We start from the raw sequence: 24798 nt of genomic DNA on the forward strand, positions 1-24798 counted from the left end.
AGGGGGCGTGAACAATCCATAGAGTGTTGTTCACTATTGTTCACTGTCAATGGGTGAACTGTTCAATTGTTCACTTCCTATTGTTCATTTGTGTTCAGCAACGAACGCTGATTTACCATTTTTTTCTTGAATTTCCATTTGAATCAACAGCTTGTGATTTTTGGCACGGATGTCGCTTTGTAGCTCCGGTCGCTTGACTCCAATAATAAAAAGGCCGAGCCATGTCACTCACCCTGGAGCACGTCAGCCGCACCGTCGAGGGCCAGATCTGGATCGACGATGCCAACCTGAGTTTTGAACCCGGTTCCTTCAACGTTTTGCTGGGTCGCACCTTGTCCGGCAAAACCAGCCTGATGCGCCTGATGGCGGGTCTGGACAAGCCCGACAGCGGGCGCATCCTGATGAACGGTGTCGACGTCACCCAGCGCCCGGTGCGTTTGCGCAACGTATCGATGGTCTATCAGCAGTTCATCAACTACCCGACCATGACGGTGTTCGAGAACATCGCCTCACCGTTGCGTCAGGCCGGTGTATCCAGCGAGCAGATCCAGAGCAAGGTGCTGGAAACCGCAAAGATGCTGCGCATCGAGAAGTTTCTCAAGCGCTATCCGCTGGAGCTTTCCGGCGGTCAGCAGCAACGCACGGCCATGGCCCGGGCGCTGGTCAAGGATGCCGAGCTGATCCTGTTCGATGAGCCGCTGGTCAACCTCGACTACAAGTTGCGCGAAGAACTGCGCCAGGAAATGCGCGAGCTGTTCAAGGCACGCCACACCATCGCGATCTATGCCACCACCGAACCCAACGAGGCTTTGGCCCTGGGCGGCACCACGACCATTCTTCACGAAGGCCGGGTGATCCAGAGCGGCCAGTCTTCCTCGGTCTATCACCAGCCGCAAACGGTGCTGGCGGCCGAGCTGTTCTCCGAGCCGCCGATCAACCTGATGCCAGGTCGCATTGCCGGCAACGAAGTGAGTTTCGCCAACTTCGTGCACTTTCCGTTGAACGTCGATTTGCGTCCGGTGGGCGAGGGCGAGTTCCGCTTCGGCGTGCGCCCCAGCCATATATCGCTGGTACCAAGCAATGATGATGACCTCGAACTGGCGGTGACTGTCGAGGTCGCGGAAATCAGCGGCTCGGAAACCTTCCTTCACGTGCGCAACGAGCATTTCCTGCTGGTGCTGCACTTGCCGGGTGTTCACGAATACGACGTCGATGCGCCGATCCGCATCTACATCCCGACCCATAAACTGTTTGTGTTCGATACGCAGGGGCGCCTGGTCCAGGCGCCGGGCCGGCGTGTCTCGAGGGTTGCCTGATGGCCGAAATCCGTTTGCAGAACCTCGCCCACAGCTACACCAAAACCCCGACGGGACCTGAGGACTACGCGATCCGCGAGATGGACCACATCTGGGAACAGGGTGGCGCCTATGCGTTGCTCGGTCCATCGGGCTGCGGCAAGTCGACCTTGCTCAACATCATTTCCGGGTTGCTCAGCCCGTCCCAGGGCCATGTGCTGTTCGACGGCAAAGCGGTCAACGACCTGACGCCGGAGAAGCGCAACATCGCCCAGGTTTTCCAGTTTCCGGTGGTCTACGACACCATGACGGTGTTCGACAACCTGGCCTTTCCGCTGCGCAACCAGGGCATGGCCGAAGCGAAGATTCACAGCAAGGTCCAGGAAATCGCCGAAGTGCTTGACCTGCAGAATCTGCTGAGCAAAAAGGCGCGCAACCTCACCGCCGACGAAAAACAGAAAGTCTCCATGGGTCGTGGGCTGGTGCGCGACGACGTGTCGGCGATCCTGTTCGACGAGCCGCTGACGGTGATCGACCCGCACCTGAAGTGGAAACTGCGGCGCAAGCTCAAGCAGATTCACGAGCAGTTCAACATCACCATGGTCTACGTCACCCACGATCAGCTCGAAGCCTCGACCTTCGCCGACAAGATCGCGGTGATGTACGGCGGGCAGATCGTGCAGTTCGGCACGCCAAGGGAGTTGTTCGAGCGGCCGAGTCATACCTTTGTCGGTTACTTCATCGGCAGTCCGGGGATGAACCTGATCGAGGTGCAGCCGCAACCGGGCGGCGTCGGTTTTGCCTCGACTCACCTGCCGCTGTCCGAGGCCATGCAGCAGCGTATTGCTGAATCCGAATGGAAAACCCTCAAGGTCGGCATTCGTCCGGAGTTCGTCCATGTGTGGGACGAAGCCTTTGATGACGCTCTGCGGGCACAAGTCGTACACGTCGAAGACCTGGGCACCTACAAGATCATGACCCTGAACCTCGACGGCGCCACCCTGAAGGTGCGCATGGCCGAAGACAAACCGGTGCCGCAAGGCACGGCCTACATCAGTTTTCCAACGCAGTGGCTGATGGTCTATGCCGACGAATTCCTCCTGGAAACCCAAGCCAGCATTGAGGTGCAGCCATGAACAAGGTGCAGAACAACAAGGCCTGGTGGCTGGTACTGCCGGTGTTCCTGCTGGTGGCGTTCAGTGCGGTGATCCCGATGATGACCGTGGTCAACTATTCGGTGCAGGACATCTTCGACCAGTCCAGCCGCTATTTCGTCGGCGCCGACTGGTACAAACAGGTGCTGCTCGACCCGCGCCTGCATGACTCGTTGTTGCGCCAGTTCATCTATTCCGCCTGTGTGCTGCTGATCGAAATTCCCCTGGGCATCGCCATTGCCCTGACCATGCCGACCAAGGGCCGCTGGTCTTCGGTGGTGTTGATCGTGCTGGCGATCCCGCTGCTGATTCCGTGGAACGTGGTTGGCACCATTTGGCAGATCTTCGGCCGCGCCGATATCGGTTTGCTGGGGGCGAGCCTCAAGGCCATGGGCATCAACTACAACTATGCGGCGAACACCATGGACGCCTGGGTCACCGTGCTGATCATGGACGTCTGGCACTGGACCTCGCTGGTGGCGCTGTTGTGCTTCTCCGGGTTGCGGGCGATTCCGGACGTGTATTACCAGGCGGCGCGGATCGACCGTGCCTCGGCCTGGGCGGTGTTCCGGCATATCCAGTTGCCCAAGCTCAAGAGTGTGCTGCTGATCGCCGTGATGCTGCGCTTCATGGACAGCTTCATGATCTACACCGAGCCGTTCGTGCTCACGGGCGGCGGTCCGGGCAATGCCACGACCTTCCTCAGTCAGACCTTGACCCAGATGGCCGTAGGGCAATTCGACCTGGGGCCGGCTGCGGCATTCTCGCTGGTGTACTTCCTGATCATCCTGTTGGTGTCCTGGCTGTTCTACACCGCCATGACTCACTCTGACGCCAACCGTTGAGGCCCGCACCATGAGCAAAAGAAAGCTTATTCCCTTGCTGCTCTACATCCTGTTTTTGCTGGTGCCGATCTACTGGCTGCTGAACATGTCCTTCAAGAGCAACAGCGAAATCCTCGGCGGCCTGACGCTTTTCCCACAGGATTTCACCCTGGCCAACTACAAGGTGATTTTCACCGACCCGAGCTGGTACACCGGCTACATCAACTCGGCGTATTACGTGAGCCTGAATACGATCATTTCCCTGACCGTGGCTCTGCCGGCGGCCTATGCGTTCTCGCGGTATCGCTTCCTTGGCGACAAGCACCTGTTCTTCTGGCTGCTGACCAACCGCATGGCGCCTCCGGCGGTGTTCCTGCTGCCGTTCTTCCAGCTGTATTCCTCGATCGGGCTGTTCGACACCCACATCGCCGTGGCCCTGGCCCATTGCCTGTTCAACGTGCCGTTGGCGGTGTGGATTCTCGAAGGTTTCATGTCCGGCGTGCCCAAGGAAATCGACGAAACCGCCTACATCGACGGCTACAGTTTTCCCAAGTTCTTCGTGAAGATTTTCATCCCGCTGATCGGCTCCGGCATCGGTGTCACGGCGTTTTTCTGCTTCATGTTTTCCTGGGTCGAGCTGCTGCTGGCGCGAACCCTCACTTCGGTGAACGCCAAGCCCATCGCGGCGGTCATGACGCGCACGGTCTCGGCGTCCGGTATCGACTGGGGGGTACTGGCGGCGGCAGGTGTGTTGACTATCCTGCCGGGCATGCTGGTGATCTGGTTTGTTCGCAACCATGTGGCCAAGGGCTTCGCCCTGGGTCGGGTATGAGGAACTGATGATGGAATGGATGAGCTGGACCGTCCCCACGGCGGCATTCTTCAGCGTGATTGCCTTGATCCTGGTGGTCATGACCACTTGGGAATTACGTTCGCCGAGCATCCTTCGGCGTGGTTTTCTGCCGATTGCCACCACCCGTGGCGATCGCTTGTTTATCGGTCTTCTCGGCAGCGCCTACCTGCACTTGCTGGTAATCGGCGTCACCGACTGGAGCATCTGGGTGGCGTTCGCGTTGTCCCTGGTGTGGCTGTTGGCTGTGATGCGTTGGGGCTAGTCGAATCGCTCGGCAATGTTGCTCCGAAACTCAATAAGGAGGTCTCTATGTTCGACAAAAACAATAAGCTGCGACATAGCATTTCATTGGCAGCCATGCTGGCACTCAGCGGTTTGAGCGCTTCGGCCTGGGCCGATGCCTACGAAGATGCCGCGAAGAAATGGATCGGCAGTGAATTCAAACCGTCCACACTCACGGCCGAACAACAACTGGAAGAGTTGAAGTGGTTCATCAAGGCGGCGCAGCCGTTCCGCGGGATGAATATCAAAGTGGTGTCGGAAACCATTGCCACCCACGAGTACGAGTCCAAGGTGTTGGCCAAGGCCTTCACTGAAATCACCGGGATCAAGCTGACCCACGACCTGCTGCAGGAAGGCGACGTGGTGGAAAAGCTGCAGACCGTGATGCAGTCGGACAAGAGCATCTATGATGGCTGGGTCAACGACTCGGACCTGATCGGTACGCACTTTCGTTACGGCAAGACCGAATCGATCACCGACCTGATGGCCAACGAAGGCAAGGACTTTACCTCGCCGACCCTGGACATCAAGGACTTCATCGGCATCTCGTTCACCACTGCGCCGGACGGCAAGATCTATCAATTGCCTGACCAGCAGTTCGCCAACCTCTACTGGTTCCGCGCCGACTGGTTCGAACGCGCGGACCTCAAGGCCAAGTTCAAGGAAAAGTACGGCTATGACTTGGGCGTGCCGGTGAACTGGTCAGCCTATGAAGACATCGCCAAGTTCTTCAGCGAAGACGTCAAGGAAATCGACGGCAAGCGCGTCTATGGGCACATGGACTACGGCAAGAAAGACCCGTCCCTGGGCTGGCGCTTCACCGATGCCTGGTTCTCCATGGCCGGTGGCGGCGACAAGGGTATCCCCAACGGCTTGCCGGTGGACGAGTGGGGCATTCGTGTCGAGGACTGCCATCCGGTGGGCTCCAGCGTGACCCGCGGCGGCGATACCAACGGGCCGGCGGCGGTGTTCGCCACCACCAAATACGTCGACTGGCTGAAGAAGTACGCGCCACCGGAAGCGGCGGGCATGACCTTCTCCGAATCAGGTCCCGTACCGTCCCAGGGCGCTATCGCCCAGCAGATTTTCTGGTACACCGCCTTCACCGCCGACATGACCAAACCGGGTCTGGCAGTGATGAACGCCGACGGCACGCCGAAATGGCGCATGGCGCCGTCACCGCGTGGTCCTTACTGGGAAGAGGGCATGAAACTGGGCTATCAGGACGTGGGCTCCTGGACCTTCATGAAATCCACGCCTGAGAAGCAGAAACTCGCGGCCTGGCTCTACGCGCAGTTCGTGACGTCGAAAACCGTGTCACTGAAGAAAACCATCGTCGGCCTGACACCTATCCGCGAATCGGACATCAACTCGCAAGCGATGACCGACCTGGCGCCTAAACTCGGTGGCCTGGTGGAGTTCTACCGCAGCCCGGCCCGTGTGCAATGGACCCCGACCGGGACCAACGTGCCGGACTATCCTCGCCTCGCGCAACTGTGGTGGAGCCACATTGCAGAAGCCGCCAGCGGCGAGAAAACCCCGCAACAGGCACTCGACGGCCTGGCCAAGGATCAGGACGCGATCATGTCCCGTCTGGAACGCTCCAAGGCACAAGCCACCTGCGCCCCGAAAATGAACCCCGAGCGTGATGCGCAATACTGGTTCGACCAGCCGGGTGCGCCGAAGCCGAAACTGGAAAACGAGAAGCCGAAGGGCGAGACCGTGAGCTACGCCGAACTGCTGAAGTCTTGGGAGGCGGCGCGTAAGTAAAGTGGTTGTACCGTGATACGCGAACGGCACCGAAAGGTGCCGTTTTCTTTTGTGCCTGAGCCACCGCTATCGCTGGCAAGCCAGCCCATACAGATACAGCGTCTGCCGCAGACCATGCGTTGCCCAACGACCCCTGTAGGAGCTGGCTTGCCAGCGATGGCGTTCTGTTGGTCAGCGCAGGAAGAAAGGGTCAGCACTTCTGGTCGAACAAGGGCAACGGTCAGAGCGCAAAAACGGCACCTGAAGGTGCCGTTTCTGTTTGCTGCCGAATGTCGCTTAAGCGATCAACCCACCAGACCCGATTGCTGGACCAGGTTCAGCAGCGGTTGTGGGTAGACGCCGAGGAAGAACGCGACCAGGGCGATGGCCAGCAGCATCACGCCGCCTGCCTTCTGTTCCCAATGCAGTTGCGCATCGTGACGACGCAGGTTCGGTTCGATCAGGTACAGGGTGACCATGACGCGCAGGTAGTAGAACACGCCGATGGCGCTGCCCAGTACCAGCGAGCCGACCAGCCACCATTGGTGCGATTCGACACCGGTGGCGATGATGTAGAACTTGCCGATGAAGCCCGCGGTCAGCGGGATACCAGCGAGGGACAGCATCATCACGGTCAGTACGGCGGTCAGGTACGGACGGCGCCAGAACAGGCCGCGGTATTCGTACAGGGCGTCCGCGTCACGGCCGTTGTACGGCGAGGACATCAGGGTGATCACGCCGAAGGCGCCGAGGCTGGTGATCACGTAGGTGACCAGGTACACGCCGATGGCTTCCACGGCCAGGCCCTTGCTCGCCACCAGGGCGATCAGCAGGTAGCCGAAGTGGGCGATGGACGAGTAACCCAGCAGACGCTTGAGGTTGCTCTGGGTCAGGGCCAGCAGGTTACCGAACAGGATCGACGCGATGGCGATGATGGTCAGTACGTTGCTCAGCACGCCGCTGCTCGCCGCTGGCGAGATCTGGAACAGGCGCACCATCACTGCGAACACAGCCACTTTGGAAGCGGTAGCGAGGAACGCTGCGACCGGCGCCGGAGCACCCTCGTAGACGTCCGGGGTCCACAGGTGGAAGGGTACCAGCGACAGCTTGAACGCCAGGCCGATCAGCATCATGCCCAGGCCCAGTTGCGCCAGCGAGCTTGGCAGGCCGGTAGCCGCCAGCGCCTGGCCGATACCGACGAAGCTCAGGGAACCCGAGTCTGCGTAGAGCAGGGCCATACCGAACAACAGGAACGCGGAACCGGCCGCCGACAGCACCATGTACTTGATACCGGCTTCCAGCGAGCGCTTGTTGAAGAAGGCATAGGCCACCAGACCGTAGACCGGCACCGACAGCAGTTCCAGACCGACGAACAACCCGGCCAGGTGCTGCGCGCTGACCAGAACCAGGCCACCGGCGGCGGCCATCAGGATCAGCAGGTACAGTTCTTCACGGTTGCCCGGGTAACCCGAACCGCCATCGCCGAGGTAGGCGTGGGCGAGGGTGACGCAGGCGAGGGTGGCGACCAGGATCAGCGCCATGTACAGGCAGGCGAAGGTGTCGATCTGCAGCAAAGGCGTCACGGCCAGGGGCGCGACTTTCAAGGCAGGCAGGATCGACAGCAAAGCCAGGTTCAGACCCGCCACGGAAATCAGGAAGGTCTGGGAGTGGTTGCGGCGCCAGGCGATTGCCAGCATCACCACGATAATGGTGAGGCTGGTAATCAACAGCGGCGCTAGCGCGATAAAGTGTTGAGTCGTGAATTCCATAGCGCTCTTACCGGGCCGAAGCGAGTTGAGTGAAGGCGGTGCCGAGCCATTGCTGCACGCCATGCATCGTAGCGGCAGAGGTATCGAGGAACGGTTGTGGGTACACGCCGATGTAAATCAGCAGTGCGGCCAGACCGACCACCATGATCATTTCACGACCGTCCATGCCATGCAGTACCGCGTCCGATTTGGCCGGACCGAAATACGCACGGTGGATCATGATCAGCGAGTAGACCGAACCGAACACCAGGCCGGACGTGGCGATGATGGTGACCCATGGGGCGATCGGGAAGGTGCCGATCAGGATCAGGAACTCACCGACGAAGTTACCGGTACCCGGCAAGCCCAGCGACGCTGCTGCGAAGAACAGGCTGAGGGCAGGCAGGTAAGCGATCTTCGACCACAGGCCACCCATTTCACGCATGTCGCGGGTGTGGGTGCGTTCGTACAACTGGCCACTCAGGATAAAGAGTGCCGCCGCCGACAGACCGTGGGCCAGCATCTGCATCACCGCGCCTTGCAGCGCCAGTTGGCTGCCGGAGTAGATGCCGATCAGTACGAAGCCCATGTGGGAAACGGACGAGAAGGCAATCAGACGCTTGATGTCGGTTTGCGCGAACGCCAGGAACGCACCGTAGAAGATCCCGATCAGACCCAGGGCCATGGCGAACGGCGCGAACTCGGCCGACGCGTTCGGGAACAGCGGCAGTGCGAAACGCAACAGGCCGTAGGCAGCGGTTTTCAGCAAGATACCGGCGAGGTCGACGGAACCTGCGGTCGGTGCCTGGGCGTGGGCATCAGGCAGCCAGGAGTGGAACGGAACCACTGGCAGCTTGACCGCAAAGGCGATGAAGAAGCCGAGCATCAGGATGTACTCGGTGGTCATCGACATCTTGGTCTTCAACAGGTCGGCGTAGTTGAAGGTAATTACGCCTGTGCTGTTGAAGTTGACCAGTACCAGGCCCAGGATCGCCACCAGCATGATCAGGCCGGAAGCCTGAGTGAAGATGAAGAACTTGGTCGCCGCGTAGATCCGGGTTTTCTTGCCGTCCGAAGAACTGTGACCCCAGAGCGCGATGAGGAAGTACATCGGTACCAGCATCATTTCCCAGAAGAAGAAGAACATGAACAGGTCGAGGGCGAGGAACACGCCGACGACACCGCCCAGGATCCACATCAGGTTCAAGTGGAAGAAGCCAACGTGACGCTGGATCTCTTTCCACGAGCAGAGTACCGAGAGCACACCCAGCAGACCGGTGAGCATGATCATCAACAGTGACAGGCCGTCGAGGGCCAGGTGCACGTTGATGCCGAAGCGCTCGATCCAGACGTGCTTGAACTCAAGCGCCCAGGTCGGGTCGGCGCCAGGCGCCGGGGCAAATGAATAGTCACCGTTGGCCCACAGCCAGAGGCCGAGGGAGAGCAACAGGGACATGGTGATCAGCGCAATCCAGCGGGGGAGGGTGGCGCCGAAGCGCTCACCCATCCAGCACAGCAGGCCGCCGATGAAGGGGATCAGGATTAGCCAGGGCAGAATCATGACGGGCTCGTTTCCTTTCGCAAATTCGCAAGGTTCATATCAGACCGCTACCAGCACGACGGCGCCAATTACCAGCACGGCACCAGCAGCCATCGAGGCGGCATACCAACGCAGTTGACCGGTCTCGGTACGGCTCAGGGCGGTGTGACCGCCTTTGGCCATGCGCGGGATCAGACCGATGGTCTGGTCGAGCGGGTCTTTGCGCAGGATGTGGCTGATCGCCAGGTAAGGCTTGACGAACAGTTTGTCGTAGATCCAGTCGAAGCCCCAGGCAGCGAACCACCAGGCCGAGAGGAAACGGCCGATGCCGCTGTTGGCGACGGCGGTGACGAAGCGACGCTTGCCGAGGAACAGCAGCGCGGCCAGCAGGATACCGGCCAGGGCGATGGCGCCCGAGGCGATTTCCAGGCTGTGCTTGGCTTCGCCGCCGGCATGGCCGACGCTTTGCGGCAACACGCCGTGCAGCGGTGGAACGATCATCGCGCCGATGGCGGTGGACAATACGATCAGCACCGACAGTGGTAGCCAGTGGGCAATGCCGTGACCGGCGTGGGCTTCGGTCTTCGCTTCACCGTGGAACGCGATGAAGATCAGGCGGAAGGTGTAGAGCGAGGTCATGAACGCGCCGACCAGACCTGCATAGAGCAGACCGTTGTTGCCGCTGGCAAACGCTTCCCAGAGGATTTCGTCCTTGGAGTAGAAGCCCGCCGTTACCAGAGGCAGGGCCGCCAGGGCCGCACCGCCGACGATGAAGCTGGCGTAGGCCAGTGGCAACTTCTTCCACAGACCGCCCATCTTGAAGATGTTCTGCTCGTGGTGGCAGGCAACGATCACCGCACCGGAGGCAAGGAACAACAGGGCCTTGAAGAAAGCGTGGGTCATCAGGTGGAAGATCGCGCCATCCCAGGCACCAACGCCCAGGGCCAGGAACATGTAGCCGATCTGGCTCATGGTCGAGTAGGCGAGGATACGCTTGATGTCGGTCTGGACCAGGGCTGCAAAGCCCGCCAGAACCAGGGTCACACCGCCAACGATGCCCACCAGGTGCAGGATTTCCGGCGCCAGGGTGAACAGGCCGTGGGTACGGGCGATCAGGTAGACACCGGCGGTCACCATGGTCGCGGCGTGGATCAGTGCCGAAACCGGAGTAGGACCGGCCATCGCGTCCGCCAGCCAGGTTTGCAGCGGCAGTTGCGCGGATTTACCGACAGCGCCGCCCAGCAGCATCAGGGTGGCCATGACCATCCAGAAGTCGCCGGCCTGGAATTTCTGCGGTGCCAGCACCAGCAGTTCCTGGACGTTCAGGGTGCCCAGTTGGGCAAACAGAATGAACAGGCCGATGGCCATGAACACGTCACCGATACGGGTCACGATGAAGGCTTTGAGTGCGGCGTTACCGTTGTTGCGGTTGCTGTAGTAGAAACCGATCAACAGGTACGAGCACAGGCCCACGCCTTCCCAGCCGAAGTACAGGAACAACAGGTTATCGCCCAGCACCAGGAACAGCATGCTGGCGATAAACAGGTTGGTGTACGCGAAGAAACGCGAGTAGCCGTCTTCACCGCGCATGTACCAGGACGCGAACAGGTGGATCAGGAAGCCGACGCCAACCACCACACCGAGCATGGTCAGCGACAGGCCGTCCAGGTACAGGGCGAAGTTCGGCGTGAAGCCTTCCACCGCCATCCACTGCCACAACACCTGGGTGTAGTGGCCGCCTTCCGGCGGGGCGACGTTGAACTGCCAGATCACGTAGGCGGTGACGATGGCAGACAAGCCGACGGAGCCAACGCCAATCAGCGCGGCCAGGTTTTCCGAAATGCGGCCGCGCGAGAACGACAGCAGCAGGAAACCAATGAGAGGGAATACGAAAGTCAGAAAGAGTAGGTTCATCCGCGCATCTCACTGGCAGCGTCGATATCGAGCGTGTGGAAGCGGCGATACAGTTGCAGCAGGATCGCCAGGCCAATACTGGCCTCGGCGGCTGCCAGGCTGATCACCAGGATGAACATGATCTGTCCATCCGGCTGTGCCCAGCGGCTACCGGCAACGATGAACGCCAAAGCGGAGGCATTCATCATGACCTCCAGGCTCATCAGCACGAAGAGGATGTTGCGGCGGACCATCAGGCCGACCAGACCGAGGCAGAACAGGATGCCGGCGACCGCCAGACCATGCTCCATAGGGATAGCAGGCATCGTCATTGCTCCTTGGCTTCGTTACGGCCCAAATGGAACGCCGTGACGGCTGCGGCGAGCAGCAGCATCGAGGCGAGTTCGACCACCAGCAGGTAAGGACCGAACAGGCTGATGCCCACGGCCTTGGCGTCTACGGTGGTGTGGCCGACGGCCTGGCCGCTCTGGTGGGAGAACAGCACGTACAGCAGTTCAACCAGCAGCAGTGCGGCGAGCAGGACCGGGCCACCCCAGATACCGGGCTTGAGCCAGACGCGCTCTTGCTGAACCGAGGCAGGCCCCAGGTTCAGCATCATCACCACGAACACGAACAGCACCATGATGGCGCCAGCGTAGGCGATCACTTCCAGGACACCGGCAAACGGTGCGCCGAGGGCGAAGAACGTCATCGCTACGGCGATCAGCGAAATGATCAGGTAGAGCAGGGCGTGCACAGGGTTGGTGTTGGTGATCACGCGAAGCGTGGACACCACAGCGATACCCGATGCGAAATAGAAAGCGAATTCCATCTTTCTTCCTTAAGGCAGCAAGCTCTTCACGTTGATCGGTTCGGCTTCATTCTGCGCGGAGCCTTTCGGCTTCCCGGCAATCGCCATACCTGCAACACGATAGAAGTTGTAATCAGGGTTTTTGCCGGGGCCGGAGATCAGCAGATCTTCTTTCTCGTAAACCAGGTCCTGACGTTTGAACTCGGCCATTTCGAAATCCGGCGTCAGCTGGATCGCGGTGGTCGGGCAGGCTTCCTCGCAGAGGCCGCAGAAAATGCAGCGCGAGAAGTTGATGCGGAAGAAGTCCGGGTACCAGCGACCGTCTTCGGTTTCAGCTTTCTGCAGCGAGATGCAACCGACCGGGCACGCCACGGCGCACAGGTTGCAGGCTACACAACGCTCTTCGCCGTCGGGGTCGCGGGTCAGGACGATACGCCCACGGTAGCGCGGCGGCAGGTACACGGCTTCTTCCGGGTACTGCAGCGTGTCGCGCTTGCGGAAGGCGTGGCCGAAAATCATCACCAGGCTGCGAAGCTGGGTGTAGAAGCCATGCACGATGTCAAAAATGTACTTCATGATTCTCTATCCTCACTGAGCCGCGACGGCGGGCGTGTTGAGCAACACGATCGCAGCGGTCACCAGCATGTTGACGAGGGTCAGCGGCAAGCAGAACTTCCAGCTGAAATCCATCACTTGGTCATACCGTGGGCGCGGGATCGAAGCGCGCAGCAGGATGAAGATCATGATGAAGAACGCGGTTTTCAGTGCGAACCAGATGAACGGGATCTGCGGCAGGATGCCGAACGGACCGTGCCAGCCACCGAAGAACAAGGTCACCAGCAGCGCCGAGATCAGCACGATGCCGATGTACTCGCCGACGAAGAACATGCCCCATTTCATGCCGGCGTATTCAATGTGGTAACCGTCGGCCAGTTCCTGTTCCGCTTCCGGCTGGTCGAACGGGTGACGGTGAGTCACGGCCACGCCAGCGATGAAGAAGGTCAGGAAACCGAAGATCTGCGGAATGATGAACCACAGGTTCTGCGCCTGGTAGTCGACGATGTCGCGCATGTTGAACGAGCCGACCTGGATCACGATGCCCATCAGCGACAGGCCCATGAACACTTCGTACGACACGGTTTGCGCCGAGGCCCGCAAGCTGCCCAACAGGGCGAACTTGTTGTTGCTCGACCAGCCGGCGAACAGCACCGCGTAGACCGACAGACCGGCCATGGCGAAGAAGAACAGGATGCCGATGTTCAGGTCCGCCACGCCCCAGGTCGGGGTGATCGGGATGATCGCGAAGGCAATCAGCAGGGCGCTCATGGCGACGACTGGTGCCAGGGTGAAGATCATCTTGTCGGCGAATGGAGGCGTCCAGTCTTCCTTGAAGAACATCTTGATCATGTCGGCAGCGATCTGGAACGCGCCGAACGGACCCACGCGGTTCGGACCGTAACGGTCCTGCCAGAGGGCGAGCAGACGACGCTCGACCCAGCTCAGCAGGGCACCGCAGACCACCACGGCGAGCAGAATCACCACGGCCTTGAGGACCGCGATGATCACATCGATCACTTCAGGAGTGAACCAGGTCATTGAGCTGCCTCCTGCAGACCGTCAACGGATTTGCCAAAGATCGCTGGCGGAATGCCGGCGATGCCCGCAGGCAATGCCACCAGGCCTGCGCCCAGTTCTTCATTGATGCGCAGCGGCAGACGCAGGGTCTGGCCGGCCACGTTCAGGCTCAGCATGGCACCGTCGTTGACGCCCAGGCGGTCGGCTTCGGATTTGGCGAGTGCGACGTAAGCCGCCGGAATGCGTTCCTGAACCGGAGCGGCTTTGGAAGAGTTCTCTTCGCTGCCGAGCAGGTGGAAGAACGGCACGACCTGCCAGGTGCCCTGGGCCGGGTTGAACGCACGTGGAACGCTGGCGAACCAGTTCAGCGAGTCACCGGTGCTTTCGATCAGGCGGGTGCCTGGGTCGCCAGCGCGGATGTGACCACCGACTTCGTCCTGGAACTTGTTCCAGGCTTGCGGCGAGTTCCAGCCCGGAGACCAGGCGAATGGCACTTGCTGACGCGGTTCGGCCGAACCCGAGTAACCTTCCATGGAGAAGGCGAACGCGGTGTCCTTGTCCTGCGGGGTACGCGGTTCGTGCACGCTGATGTCGGCGCGCATGGCGGTACGACCGGAGTAACGCAGCGGTTCACGGGCCAGTTTCATGCCCTTGATGCGGAACGCGGCGGACGGTGCGGCATCGACAATGCGGTTCAGAATCGAAGTGCTGGAAGCGACGGCGGCGGTGACGTGGTCCAGTTGGGTCCAGTCGATCGGCTGGTTCAGCAAGGTCGCGCGCAGGGCATGCAGCCAGCGCCAACCTTCGTGAACCAGGATGCTCGCGTCCATGTACTTCGGATCGAACACCTGGAAGAAACGCTGGGCGCGGCCTTCCTGGCTGACCAGGGTGCCGTCGCCTTCAGCGAAGCTGGCGGCTGGCAGGACCAGGTGCGCGCGATCGCTGGTGGCGGTCTTCTGATGGTCGGCGACGATCAGCACTTTGGCGGCGGTCAGGGCAGCATCGACCTTGGCCTTGTCGGTACGGGTGTACAGATCGTTTTCCAGCACGACGATGGCGTCGGCCTTACCGTCGATCACGGCTTGCAGCGCGGCGTCGACCGATTCGCCACCGAGCATGGCCAGACCGAGGCTGTTGGCCTCTGGCACGATCAGGCTGATGGAACCGTTCTTCTCGCGCAGCTTCAGGGCTTTGGCGATGTTGGCAGCAGCCTCGATCAGCGCTTTGGAGCCCAGGGAAGTACCGGCGATGATCAGCGGGCGCTTGGCCGCGAGCAGGGCGTCGGCAATGCGCTTGGCCAGTTCGAGGGCTTCAGCGTCCAGGCCTTCAACGGCTGGAGCGCTGGCGTCGAGGGCGTGAGCCACGGCGAAACCGATGCGGGCCAGGTCGTCGGGAGCGGCGTGAACGCACTCTTCGGCGATGTCGTCGAGCTTGGTTTCAGCCAGGCTGGCGATGAACAGCGGGTTCAGCGCGTGCTGACCGATGTTCTTCACGGCGGCGTCGAGCCAAGGCTGGACACGCATGGCGTCGGCCATGTCTTCGGCCTTGCCCTTGACCGATTGACGCAGGGACAACGCCATGCGCGCAGCAGTCTGGGTCAGGTCTTCACCGAGGACGAACACGGCGTCGTGGTCTTCGATGTCGCGCATGTTCGGCACTGGCAGAGGGCTGTCTTTGAGCACTTGCAGGACCAGACGGATGCGTTCCAGTTCGGATGCTTCGATACCGGAGTAGAAGTGCTCGGCACCGACCAGTTCGCGCAACGCGTAGTTGCTTTCGAGGCTGGCGCGTGGCGAGCCGATACCGACGATGTTGCGACCGCGCAGCAGATCGGCGGCTTTATCCAGCGCTTCGTCGAGGCTCAACTTGGTGCCATTGGCCAGCAACGGCTGACGCGGACGGTCTTCGCGGTTGACGTAGCCATAGCCGAAACGGCCACGGTCGCACAGGAAGTACTGGTTCACCGAACCGTTGAAACGGTTTTCGATGCGACGCAGTTCGCCGTAACGCTCGCCCGGGGAGATGTTGCAACCGCTGGAGCAGCCATGGCAGATGCTCGGCGAGAACTGCATGTCCCACTTGCGGTTGTAGCGCTCGGAGTGAGTCTTGTCGGTGAACACACCGGTCGGGCAGACCTCGGTGAGGTTGCCGGAGAACTCGCTTTCCAGCACGCCGTCTTCAACGCGACCGAAGTACACGTTGTCGTGGGCGCCGAACACACCGAGGTCGGTGCCGCCGGCGTAGTCCTTGTAGAAGCGCACGCAGCGGTAGCAAGCGATGCAGCGGTTCATTTCGTGGGAAATGAACGGGCCCAGTTGCTGGTTCTGGTGGGTACGCTTGGTGAAGCGGTAACGGCGCTCGTTGTGGCCGGTCATTACCGTCATGTCTTGCAGGTGGCAGTGACCGCCTTCTTCACAGACCGGGCAGTCGTGAGGGTGGTTGGTCATCAGCCATTCGACAACACTGGCGCGGAAGGCCTTGGACTCTTCATCTTCGATGGAGATCCAGGTGTTGTCGGTGGCAGGGGTCATGCAGGACATGACGATACGACCACGGGTGTCGTTCTCGTCGGTGTACTGCTTGACCGCGCACTGGCGGCAAGCGCCAACGCTGCCAAGGGCAGGGTGCCAGCAGAAATAAGGGATATCGAGGCCTAGCGACAGACATGCCTGTAACAGGTTGTCTGCCCCATCGACTTCGAGCTCTTTGCCGTCTACGTGGATAGTGGCCATGGTTCAAAGTTCTTCGTTGGCCCGGTGTCAGCGGGCGTGGCTAATGGAATCTTGTTATCCGCGTGAATCAACACAGCCGGTAAAGGCGTCATCACACGAAAAGCGAAGGGCACGGACCCTTCGCCTTTTTTAAGCGTTTACGCGCCGACTACGATCGGCCTTGCCAGAGGCGGGACGGCGGCGCTGACAGGCGCGATACCGGCTTCGAACTCATGGCGGAAGTATTTGATTGCGCTGCCCAACGGCTCCACGGCGCCCGGTGCGTGAGCACAGAAGGTCTTGCCCGGGCCGAGGAAACCGACCAGACCCAGCAGGGTCTCGATGTCGCCTGGCTGACCCTGGCCGTTCTCGATGGCCATCAGGAGCTTGACGCTCCATGGCAAGCCATCGCGGCACGGGGTGCAGAAGCCGCAGGATTCGCGGGCGAAGAACTGCTCCATGTTGCGCAGCAGGGACACCATGTTGACGCTGTCGTCCACCGCCATGGCCAGGCCGGTACCCATACGGGTGCCCACTTTGGCGATGCCGCCGGCGTACATTTGTGCGTCCAGGTGCTCCGGCAACAGGAAGCCGGTACCGGCGCCGCCTGGCTGCCAGGCCTTGAGCTTGTAACCGTCGCGCATGCCACCGGCGTAGTCTTCGAACAGTTCGCGAGCGGTCACGCCAAATGGCAGTTCCCACAGGCCAGGGTTCTTGACCTTGCCGGAGAAGCCCATGAGCTTGGTGCCCATATCCTCACTGCCGACCCGGGCCAACGACTTGTACCAGTCCACGCCGTCGGCAATGATCGCCGGCACGTTGCACAGGGTTTCAACGTTGTTCACGCAAGTCGGCTTGCCCCACACACCAACGGCGGCAGGGAAGGGCGGCTTGGAGCGCGGGTTGGCGCGGCGACCTTCGAGGGAGTTGATCAGTGCGGTTTCTTCACCGCAGATGTAACGCCCGGCACCGGTGTGGACGAACAGCTCGAAATCGAAGCCGCTGCCCAGGATGTTCTTGCCCAGAAGGCCCGCTGCCTTGGCTTCTTCCACGGCACGGTTCAAGTGCTTGGCGGCAGTGGTGTACTCGCCACGCAGGAAGATGTAGCCACGGTAGGTTTTCAGCGCGCGGGCACTGATCAGCATGCCTTCGATCAGCAGATGGGGCAGTTGCTCCATCAGCATGCGGTCTTTCCAGGTGTTGGGCTCCATTTCATCCGCGTTGCACAGCAGGTAGCGGATGTTGATGGATTCGTCCTTTGGCATCAGGCCCCACTTCACGCCAGTGGGAAAGCCTGCGCCGCCGCGGCCCTTGAGGCCGGAGTCTTTCACGGTCTGGACGATGTCGTCCTGAGCCATGTCGGCGAAGGCCTTGCGCGCAGCGGCGTAACCGTTCTTGGCCTGGTACTCGTCGAGCCAGACGGCTTCGCCGTCGTCACGCAGACGCCAGGTGAGCGGGTGAGTCTCGGCCGAACGCTTGATGCGGTTGGCTGGACCGAAAGAAGTCAGGGTCATACGTAGCCCTCGAGCAATTTGGCAACGCCTGCGGGCTGCACATCACCGAAAGTGTCGTCGTCGATCATCAACGCCGGCGCCTTGTCGCAGTTGCCGAGGCAGCAGACCGGCAGCAGGGTGAAACGACCATCGGTGGTGGTCTGACCCAGGCCTATGCCGAGTTTGCTCTGGATTTCGCTGACCACGGACTCGTGGCCGCCGATGTAGCAAACCATGCTGTCGCAGACGCGAATGATGTGACGGCCGACCGGCTGACGGAAGATCTGGCTATAGAACGTCGCCACGCCTTCAACGTCGCTGGCCGGGATGCCGAGGATCTCGCCAATGGCGTACAAGGCGCCGTCCGGCACCCAGCCACGTTCCTTCTGGACGATCTTCAGGGCTTCGATCGACGCCGCGCGCGGGTCTTCGTAGTGATGCAACTCGTGCTCGATGGCCGAGCGCTCGGTTTCACTCAAGGTGAAACGGTCTGTCTGGATAAGCGTGCTGTTCATGCTTAGCGGTCCACGTCGGCCATAACGAAATCGATACTACCCAGGTACGCGATCAAGTCCGCGACCATGCTGCCTTTGATCACCGAAGGGATCTGCTGCAGGTGCGGGAAGCTTGGGGTACGAATCCGGGTGCGGTAGCTCATGGTGCCGCCATCGCTCGTCAGGTAATAACTGTTGATGCCCTTGGTCGCTTCGATCATCTGGAAGGATTCGTTGGCCGGCATGACCGGGCCCCACGAAACTTGCAGGAAGTGCGTGATCAAGGTTTCGATGTGCTGCAGGGTGCGCTCTTTCGGCGGCGGCGTGGTCAGCGGGTGATCCGCCTTGTACGGGCCTTCCGGCATGTTGCGCAGGCACTGGTCGATGATCCTGATGCTCTGGCGCATCTCCTCGACACGCACGATGCAGCGGTCGTAGGCATCGCCATTGGCGGCCAGCGGCACTTCGAATTCGAAGTTCTCGTAACCCGAGTACGGGCGCGCTTTACGCAGGTCGAAATCGCAACCGGTCGAACGCAGGCCAGCACCGGTAACGCCCCATTCCAGGGCCTCTTTGGTGTTGTAGTCGGCAACGCCGATGGTCCGGCCACGCAGGATGCTGTTGTCCAGTGCGGCTTTCTGGTATTCGTCCAGACGCTTGGGCATCCACTCGACGAAGTCCTTGACCAGTTTTTCCCAGCCGCGCGGCAGGTCGTGGGCGACGCCACCGATGCGATACCAGGCCGGGTGCAGACGGAAACCGGTAATGGCTTCGATCACCGTGTACGCACGCTGGCGGTCGGTGAAGGTGAAGAACACGGGGGTCATGGCGCCGACGTCCTGGATGTAGGTACCCAGGAACAGCAGGTGGCTGGTGATCCGGAAGAACTCGGCCATCATGATGCGGATGACGTCGACCTTCTCCGGCACCTTGATACCGGCCAGCTTCTCGACCGAGAGCACGTACGGCAGATTGTTCATCACGCCGCCGAGGTAGTCGATACGGTCGGTGTACGGGATGAAGCTGTGCCAGGACTGACGCTCGGCCATCTTCTCGGCACCACGGTGGTGGTAACCGACGTCCGGTACGCAGTCGACGATTTCTTCGCCGTCCAGCTGCAGGATGATGCGGAACGCACCGTGCGCGGACGGGTGGTTCGGGCCGAGGTTGAGGAACATGTAGTCCTCGTTCGGGCCGGAACGCTTCATGCCCCAGTCTTCCGGCTTGAAGCGCGCGGACTCTTCTTCGAGCTGCTGCTTGGCCAGGTTCAGGGTGAACGGATCGAATTCGGTGGCGCGCGCCGGGAAGTCCTTGCGCAGCGGGTGACCTTCCCACGTCGGCGGCATCATGATGCGCGACAGGTGAGGGTGGCCTTTGAAGTCGATGCCGTACATGTCCCAGACTTCACGCTCGTACCAGTTGGCGTTCGGCCAGATGCTGGTGACGGTGGGCAGGCTGAGGTCGCTCTCGGACAAGGCGACTTTGATCATGACGTCACTATTACGTTCGATCGACATCAAGTGATAGAACACGGAGAAGTCGACGCCGTTCGGCAGCCCTTGACGCTTGGTGCGCAGACGTTCGTCCACGCCGTGCAGGTCATAGAGCATGACGTACGGCTTGGGCAGGTTGCGCAGGAAAGTCAGGACTTCGACGAGTTTGGCGCGGGCAACCCAAAGCACCGGCATGCCGGTGCGGGTAGCCTGGGCGGTGAACGCCTCGGGGCCAAAACGGTTATTCAGTTCGACGACCACATCCTGGTCGTCTGCCTTGTAAGGCGGGATGTACAGAGCACTGCCTGTAGTCATGGTTATTTTATCGCTTTCGGTCAACGTAAAGAATGAAGCCAGATTCTTGTTCTATTAAAGAAGCAGATCTGGATCAGACTTCGTCGGGGCTGCGCAGGTTGGTTACCTGAATACGCTGTTCGCGGCGCTTTTCCTTTTCGGAAGGCATCTCGGCGCGGTACACGCCTTGATCGCCAACGACCCAGGAAAGTGGGCGACGCTCCTGTCCAATCGACTCCTGCAACAGCATCAGGCCTTGCAGGAAAGCTTCAGGGCGGGGCGGGCAGCCAGGCACGTAGACGTCCACGGGCAGGAACTTGTCCACCCCTTGAACGACGGAGTAGATGTCGTACATGCCACCGGAGTTGGCGCACGAACCCATCGAGATGACCCATTTAGGTTCGAGCATTTGCTCGTAGAGACGCTGAATGATCGGCGCCATCTTGATGAAGCAGGTACCGGCGATAACCATGAAATCCGCCTGGCGCGGCGATGCCCGGATAACCTCGGCGCCAAAGCGCGCGATGTCGTGGGGCGCCGTGAAGGCGGTGGTCATTTCCACGTAGCAGCACGAAAGACCGAAGTTATACGGCCACAGGGAGTTCTTGCGCCCCCAGTTGATCGTGCCGTTAAGCACGTCTTCGAGCTTGCCCATGAAAATGTTTTTGTGGACTTGATCTTCTAACGGATCGGAAACGGTTTCCCGTTGGCCAATCGGATACTGCTCGTTAGGAGCATCGGGGTCGATCCTGGTGAGATTGTATTGCATTGCCAAAGCCTCATTGTTTCAGCTTCGCTTGCCGCTTGCGCCGAGCTTCCGGAGCCCAGTCAAGGGCGCCCACTCGGAATAGGTAGACAAGGCCTGCCAACAGAATTGCTATGAAAACGAGAGCTTCGACGAATCCGGTCCAGCCGCTTTCGCGGACGGACACAGACCATGCAAAGAGAAAGAGGGCTTCGATATCGAAGATCACGAAGAGCATCGCGACCAGATAGAATTTGGCTGAGAGCCGCAAGCGGGCGCCACCTGTAGGTAGCATGCCGGACTCGAACGGTTCGTTTTTGCTGCGGCCCCAGGCTTTTGACCCGAGGAGGCTGGAAACGCCCAGCATGAAGGCGCAGAGGCCGACGACGCCTAGAAGGAAAATGGCAAAGCCCCAGTTGTGGGCCATGAGTCCTGTCGCTTCGGGCATGCTGGTAATCCTTAACAGAGAGCAAGGGTCTCTGAGCTTGAAAAGAAACAAAAGCAGTGACGATATGTCGCAGCAATCAATCCCGCTGATTTTATGGCTAAACACCCGGCAAGTAAAATTCCTATAGCGAAATTATTTATAGGAATAAGGACGTGGCGCGCGTGAAAACCCCTGCAGGCCTTGCGCCTTGGGCGTTAGCCGGCATTTCGTCAATTATGTTTTGTAGGGAATGTAATGAACATAGTTGCAGCTAAATGATAATCAATATTGTTTGCCGTGGTTTTTAAACTGCTTATCCTTCGGATGCTCGGGAAGTTGTCTTATTTGTGCGTTACAGCAAGTAGCGGCGGTGAGCGTTTTAGCGGATTTTCGGACGGTGGATGACGCGCTGGATCAATGTTTTTGTCGAGGCTGCCGCCTATCCTTGTAGGAGCGAGCTTGCTCGCGATGGTCGCGAACGATAACGCGCAAAACCTGACTCCCAGTGGTGCTCTTGAGTTTTTCGCGAGCAAGCTCGCTCCTACAGAGGGGCGTTCATTGAATCGCGCGCAAAAAAAACGCCCCGAACCAGGCGGTCGGGGCGTCAGATGTGCGGCGTTGCAGTTTCTAATCGGTCCGCAGCGGCCGTTTACTCAGGCGAAGCAGATCAGTGGAACTGTTCTTCTTCGGTCGAACCGGTCAGCGCGGTAACCGAAGACGAGCCACCCTGGATCACGGTGGTCATGTCGTCGAAGTAGCCGGTGCCCACTTCCTGCTGGTGAGCCACGAAGGTGTAACCCTTGGCGGCGTCAGCGAATTCCTGCTCTTGCAGCTTCACGTAGGCAGTCATGTCGTTACGGGCGTAGTCGTGCGCCAGGTTGAACATGCTGTGCCACATGTTGTGAATGCCGGCCAGGGTGATGAACTGGTGCTTGTAGCCCATGGCGGACAGTTCGCGCTGGAACTTGGCGATAGTCGCGTCGTCCAGGTTTTTCTTCCAGTTGAAGGAAGGCGAGCAGTTGTAGGACAGCAGTTGGTCCGGGTATTCCTTTTTGATCGCTTCAGCGAAGCGACGAGCCTCGTCCAGGTCTGGCTTGGCGGTTTCGCACCAGATCAGGTCGGCGTATGGGGCGTAGGCCAGGCCGCGAGCGATGGCCTGGTCCAGACCGGCGCGCACTTTGTAGAAGCCTTCCTGGGTACGTTCGCCAGTCACGAATGGCTGGTCGTACGGGTCGCAGTCGGAAGTCAGCAGGTCAGCGGCGTTGGCGTCGGTACGGGCCAGGATGATGGTCGGCGTGCCGGCGACGTCAGCTGCCAGACGGGCAGCGGTCAGCTTCTGTACGGCTTCCTGGGTAGGAACCAGTACTTTACCGCCCATGTGGCCGCATTTCTTCACGGAGGCCAGTTGGTCTTCGAAGTGAACGCCGGCGGCGCCTGCTTCGATCATGCTCTTCATCAGCTCGTAAGCGTTCAGTACGCCGCCGAAACCGGCTTCAGCGTCAGCCACGATTGGCGCGAAGTAGTCGATGTAACCAGCGTCGCCCGGGTTCTTGCCGGCTTTCCACTGGATCTGGTCGGCACGACGGAACGAGTTGTTGATGCGCTTGACCACGGTTGGAACCGAGTCCACCGGGTACAGCGATTGGTCCGGGTACATCGATTCGGCGGAGTTGTTGTCCGCAGCCACTTGCCAGCCCGACAGGTAGATCGCCTGGATACCGGCTTTGACTTGTTGAACAGCCTGGCCGCCAGTCAGGGCACCCATGCAGTTGACGAAATCTTTCTCAGGACGGAAGGCCGGCTTGGCACCCTGGGTGACCAGGTTCCACAGCTTCTCGGCGCCCATTTTTGCAAAGGTGTGCTCAGGTTGAACCGAGCCACGCAGGCGGACGACGTCAGCAGCGGAGTAAGTGCGTGTCACGCCTTTCCAGCGCGGGTTTTCAGCCCAGTCTTTTTCGAGGGCTGCAATTTGCTGTTCGCGTGTCAGTGCCATGGGAGATAAACCTCGTCGCGTCTTTATGAAAAGTTGTTCTGCGGTGGAAAATTCCTGCGCTCGCTGACCAGAAGCTTTGATGGTCAAGTCGGATTCGGCGGGGAGGGCGACGGGATGAACGATGGGCTCGAGGGGAAGTGAGCAGGTAAAGGCGAACTGCGGGCGCATTCGGGCGTCGTGGGCCTTGGTACGAACATCAGTGTGCTGCCGGGTTACCTAATTACGCTTCCGTCCCTCGGGACAACTTCGTTCCAGTCGACAACCTCGTCAAACACACCTTGTGGGCGGTACAGACACGAAGCGGTTCGCGGGGGTAGGTTGCGAACATCGCCTCGAAGGCCCTTGCCAGGGCCCCTGATTAGCGGGAGCGAGGCCATCATGCCTTCGCTTTTTTGGCTCGTCAAACGTTTTGTAGTGCTTTTTTTCAGGCACTACATCTTTGGTCTAATACGACTCGTCAGTCAGTTTTTGGTGCTTTAGTCCAAGGTGTCGACTTTCACACGCAAAGTCATGTCGTTGCGGCTCTGGGTTGAGTAGCTGCGGGTCTGGCTCTGTTTGTCGGCCTGGGTCTGGCCATTCACCCCGGCCAGCAGGATCCACTCGCCAAGGTGGCCAGTGACAGTTGTGTCGGTACTTTGTACGTTCACTACATCGGGACGTTCCTGGCTCATGCGGTCACGGTTAGTGCTGATCGACAGGTGAACGATATCGCCGGTGACGTTTGCGGTGACGTAGAAACCCTGGGTGACATTGCGGTATTCAGTCTGGCTGCGCAGGTCGCCGTAGGAGTCGGTTTGCGAACTGGTCAAAGGCACGCTCTGGCCAACCTGGATCAGCGCCGGTGCGCCTTCGCTGGCCTGTACCTGCTGGATGCCGCCGTCACGACTGTCGGTGCTGTAGTTGATGATGCGGGTCTGGCTGGGCTTGGCGCCGTTCACCGAATAACCCTGGTCGCCCTGGAAGTTATTGTCGCTGGTATCGACAGTGATCAGCAGGCGCTTGGGTGCTGTATCGAGTTGCGAAAGAAGAGCTTTAAGTTCGTCGATCTTGCGTTGATCGGCGTTGACGATCAATTGATTGCCGTAGGCGCTGACCTGTCCGTCCTTGCCGATGAAGTCCTGCGCTACCGGCAGCAGGTCGGCACTGGTGTGGTAGTTCAGGGTCACGATTTCGGTGGCTGCCATGGCCGAAAAGCTGCAGGCCACCAGCAGGGTGCTGAGCAGGGTGCTGAGCAGGGTGCGTAGGGACATATCCGTTATCTCCGGCATTATGATTTGTGTAGGAGCGAGCTTGCTCGCGATGGTCGTCAACGATAATGCGTGAAGTCTGACACCCCGCGTCGCCCTCAAGTCCATCGCGAACAAGCTCGCTCCTACAGGTGTTGATAGTGCCAGTTTGTCGGCCCAGGGTGGCACTAGTTGAAT

21 protein-coding genes are annotated in these 24798 nt (G+C 60.0%); 6 read left to right on the forward strand and 15 right to left on the reverse strand.

What is annotated here, in order from left to right; genetic code table 11:
- Window positions 1-221: 221 nt before the first annotated feature.
- Genes B0D71_RS15055 through B0D71_RS15080 form a run of 6 tightly spaced genes read left to right on the forward strand, consistent with a single transcriptional unit; the run spans window position 222 to window position 6178 of the window.
- On the forward strand, window positions 222-1316 hold the full coding sequence (locus B0D71_RS15055) for an ABC transporter ATP-binding protein (RefSeq protein WP_103395466.1): 1095 nt from the start codon (window positions 222-224) through the stop codon (window positions 1314-1316).
- Window positions 1316-2431, forward strand: coding sequence for an ABC transporter ATP-binding protein (locus tag B0D71_RS15060; protein ID WP_103395467.1), 1116 nt, complete (start codon window positions 1316-1318; stop codon window positions 2429-2431). Before B0D71_RS15055 ends, B0D71_RS15060 begins: the two co-directional genes overlap by 1 nt.
- Complete coding sequence (locus B0D71_RS15065; RefSeq protein ID WP_103395468.1) at window positions 2428-3294, forward strand: carbohydrate ABC transporter permease; 867 nt, start codon at window positions 2428-2430, stop codon at window positions 3292-3294. Before B0D71_RS15060 ends, B0D71_RS15065 begins: the two co-directional genes overlap by 4 nt.
- A 10-nt stretch (window positions 3295-3304) precedes the next feature.
- Window positions 3305-4105, forward strand: coding sequence for a carbohydrate ABC transporter permease (locus tag B0D71_RS15070; protein ID WP_007970460.1), 801 nt, complete (start codon window positions 3305-3307; stop codon window positions 4103-4105).
- Between the two features lie 10 nt (window positions 4106-4115).
- Window positions 4116-4388: a DUF2160 domain-containing protein gene (locus B0D71_RS15075; RefSeq protein WP_103395750.1), complete on the forward strand. Its 273-nt coding sequence runs from the start codon at window positions 4116-4118 to the stop codon at window positions 4386-4388.
- A 47-nt stretch (window positions 4389-4435) separates the two neighbouring features.
- Entirely contained in the window at window positions 4436-6178 is a 1743-nt protein-coding gene (locus tag B0D71_RS15080; RefSeq protein WP_103395469.1) for an ABC transporter substrate-binding protein, read from the forward strand.
- 284 nt (window positions 6179-6462) lie between these two features.
- Here the strand turns inward: B0D71_RS15080 and nuoN are convergent, their stop codons facing one another.
- The 15 genes from nuoN to B0D71_RS15160 form a co-directional block, all read right to left on the reverse strand.
- On the reverse strand, window positions 6463-7926 hold the full coding sequence (gene nuoN, locus B0D71_RS15085) for an NADH-quinone oxidoreductase subunit NuoN (RefSeq protein ID WP_103395470.1): 1464 nt from the start codon (window positions 7924-7926) through the stop codon (window positions 6463-6465).
- A gap of 7 nt (window positions 7927-7933) precedes the next feature.
- Complete coding sequence (gene nuoM / locus B0D71_RS15090) at window positions 7934-9466, reverse strand: NADH-quinone oxidoreductase subunit M (protein ID WP_103395471.1); 1533 nt, start codon at window positions 9464-9466, stop codon at window positions 7934-7936.
- A gap of 39 nt (window positions 9467-9505) precedes the next feature.
- Window positions 9506-11359 (reverse strand): NADH-quinone oxidoreductase subunit L, encoded by a 1854-nt coding sequence (gene nuoL / locus B0D71_RS15095; RefSeq protein ID WP_103395472.1) that lies wholly within the window; start codon window positions 11357-11359, stop codon window positions 9506-9508.
- Complete coding sequence (gene nuoK / locus B0D71_RS15100) at window positions 11356-11664, reverse strand: NADH-quinone oxidoreductase subunit NuoK (RefSeq protein WP_007946416.1); 309 nt, start codon at window positions 11662-11664, stop codon at window positions 11356-11358. Before nuoK ends, nuoL begins: the two co-directional genes overlap by 4 nt.
- 2 nt (window positions 11665-11666) lie before the next feature.
- On the reverse strand, window positions 11667-12170 hold the full coding sequence (nuoJ, locus tag B0D71_RS15105) for an NADH-quinone oxidoreductase subunit J (RefSeq protein ID WP_103395473.1): 504 nt from the start codon (window positions 12168-12170) through the stop codon (window positions 11667-11669).
- Window positions 12171-12179: 9 nt separating this feature from the next.
- Window positions 12180-12725, reverse strand: coding sequence for an NADH-quinone oxidoreductase subunit NuoI (nuoI, locus tag B0D71_RS15110; RefSeq protein ID WP_177330210.1), 546 nt, complete (start codon window positions 12723-12725; stop codon window positions 12180-12182).
- A 12-nt stretch (window positions 12726-12737) separates the two neighbouring features.
- Complete coding sequence (nuoH, locus tag B0D71_RS15115) at window positions 12738-13745, reverse strand: NADH-quinone oxidoreductase subunit NuoH (RefSeq protein ID WP_103395474.1); 1008 nt, start codon at window positions 13743-13745, stop codon at window positions 12738-12740.
- The gene (nuoG, locus tag B0D71_RS15120; RefSeq protein WP_103395475.1) at window positions 13742-16456 is read right to left on the reverse strand and encodes an NADH-quinone oxidoreductase subunit NuoG; all 2715 of its coding nucleotides are present in this window, start codon (window positions 16454-16456) and stop codon (window positions 13742-13744) included. Before nuoG ends, nuoH begins: the two co-directional genes overlap by 4 nt.
- Window positions 16457-16593: 137 nt before the next feature.
- Complete coding sequence (nuoF, locus tag B0D71_RS15125; protein ID WP_103395476.1) at window positions 16594-17949, reverse strand: NADH-quinone oxidoreductase subunit NuoF; 1356 nt, start codon at window positions 17947-17949, stop codon at window positions 16594-16596.
- The gene (nuoE, locus tag B0D71_RS15130; protein ID WP_008053447.1) at window positions 17946-18443 is read right to left on the reverse strand and encodes an NADH-quinone oxidoreductase subunit NuoE; all 498 of its coding nucleotides are present in this window, start codon (window positions 18441-18443) and stop codon (window positions 17946-17948) included. The genes nuoF and nuoE overlap by 4 nt, the downstream gene beginning before the upstream one ends.
- Before the next feature lie 2 nt (window positions 18444-18445).
- Window positions 18446-20230 (reverse strand): NADH-quinone oxidoreductase subunit C/D, encoded by a 1785-nt coding sequence (gene nuoC / locus B0D71_RS15135; RefSeq protein ID WP_103395477.1) that lies wholly within the window; start codon window positions 20228-20230, stop codon window positions 18446-18448.
- A gap of 73 nt (window positions 20231-20303) precedes the next feature.
- Window positions 20304-20978 carry a NuoB/complex I 20 kDa subunit family protein gene (locus B0D71_RS15140; RefSeq protein WP_007970441.1) on the reverse strand — a complete coding sequence of 225 codons (675 nt, stop codon included), beginning with the start codon at window positions 20976-20978 and terminating at the stop codon, window positions 20304-20306.
- 10 nt (window positions 20979-20988) lie between these two features.
- Window positions 20989-21402: an NADH-quinone oxidoreductase subunit A gene (locus tag B0D71_RS15145; RefSeq protein WP_003223812.1), complete on the reverse strand. Its 414-nt coding sequence runs from the start codon at window positions 21400-21402 to the stop codon at window positions 20989-20991.
- Window positions 21403-22048: 646 nt separating this feature from the next.
- Window positions 22049-23374 (reverse strand): isocitrate lyase, encoded by a 1326-nt coding sequence (aceA, locus tag B0D71_RS15155; RefSeq protein ID WP_007970439.1) that lies wholly within the window; start codon window positions 23372-23374, stop codon window positions 22049-22051.
- A 476-nt stretch (window positions 23375-23850) separates the two neighbouring features.
- On the reverse strand, window positions 23851-24624 hold the full coding sequence (locus tag B0D71_RS15160) for a secretin N-terminal domain-containing protein (protein ID WP_103395479.1): 774 nt from the start codon (window positions 24622-24624) through the stop codon (window positions 23851-23853).
- Window positions 24625-24798: the final 174 nt, after the last annotated feature.

It is taken from the genome of Pseudomonas laurylsulfativorans (assembly GCF_002906155.1).
Classification (GTDB): Bacteria; Pseudomonadota; Gammaproteobacteria; order Pseudomonadales; family Pseudomonadaceae; genus Aquipseudomonas; species Aquipseudomonas laurylsulfativorans.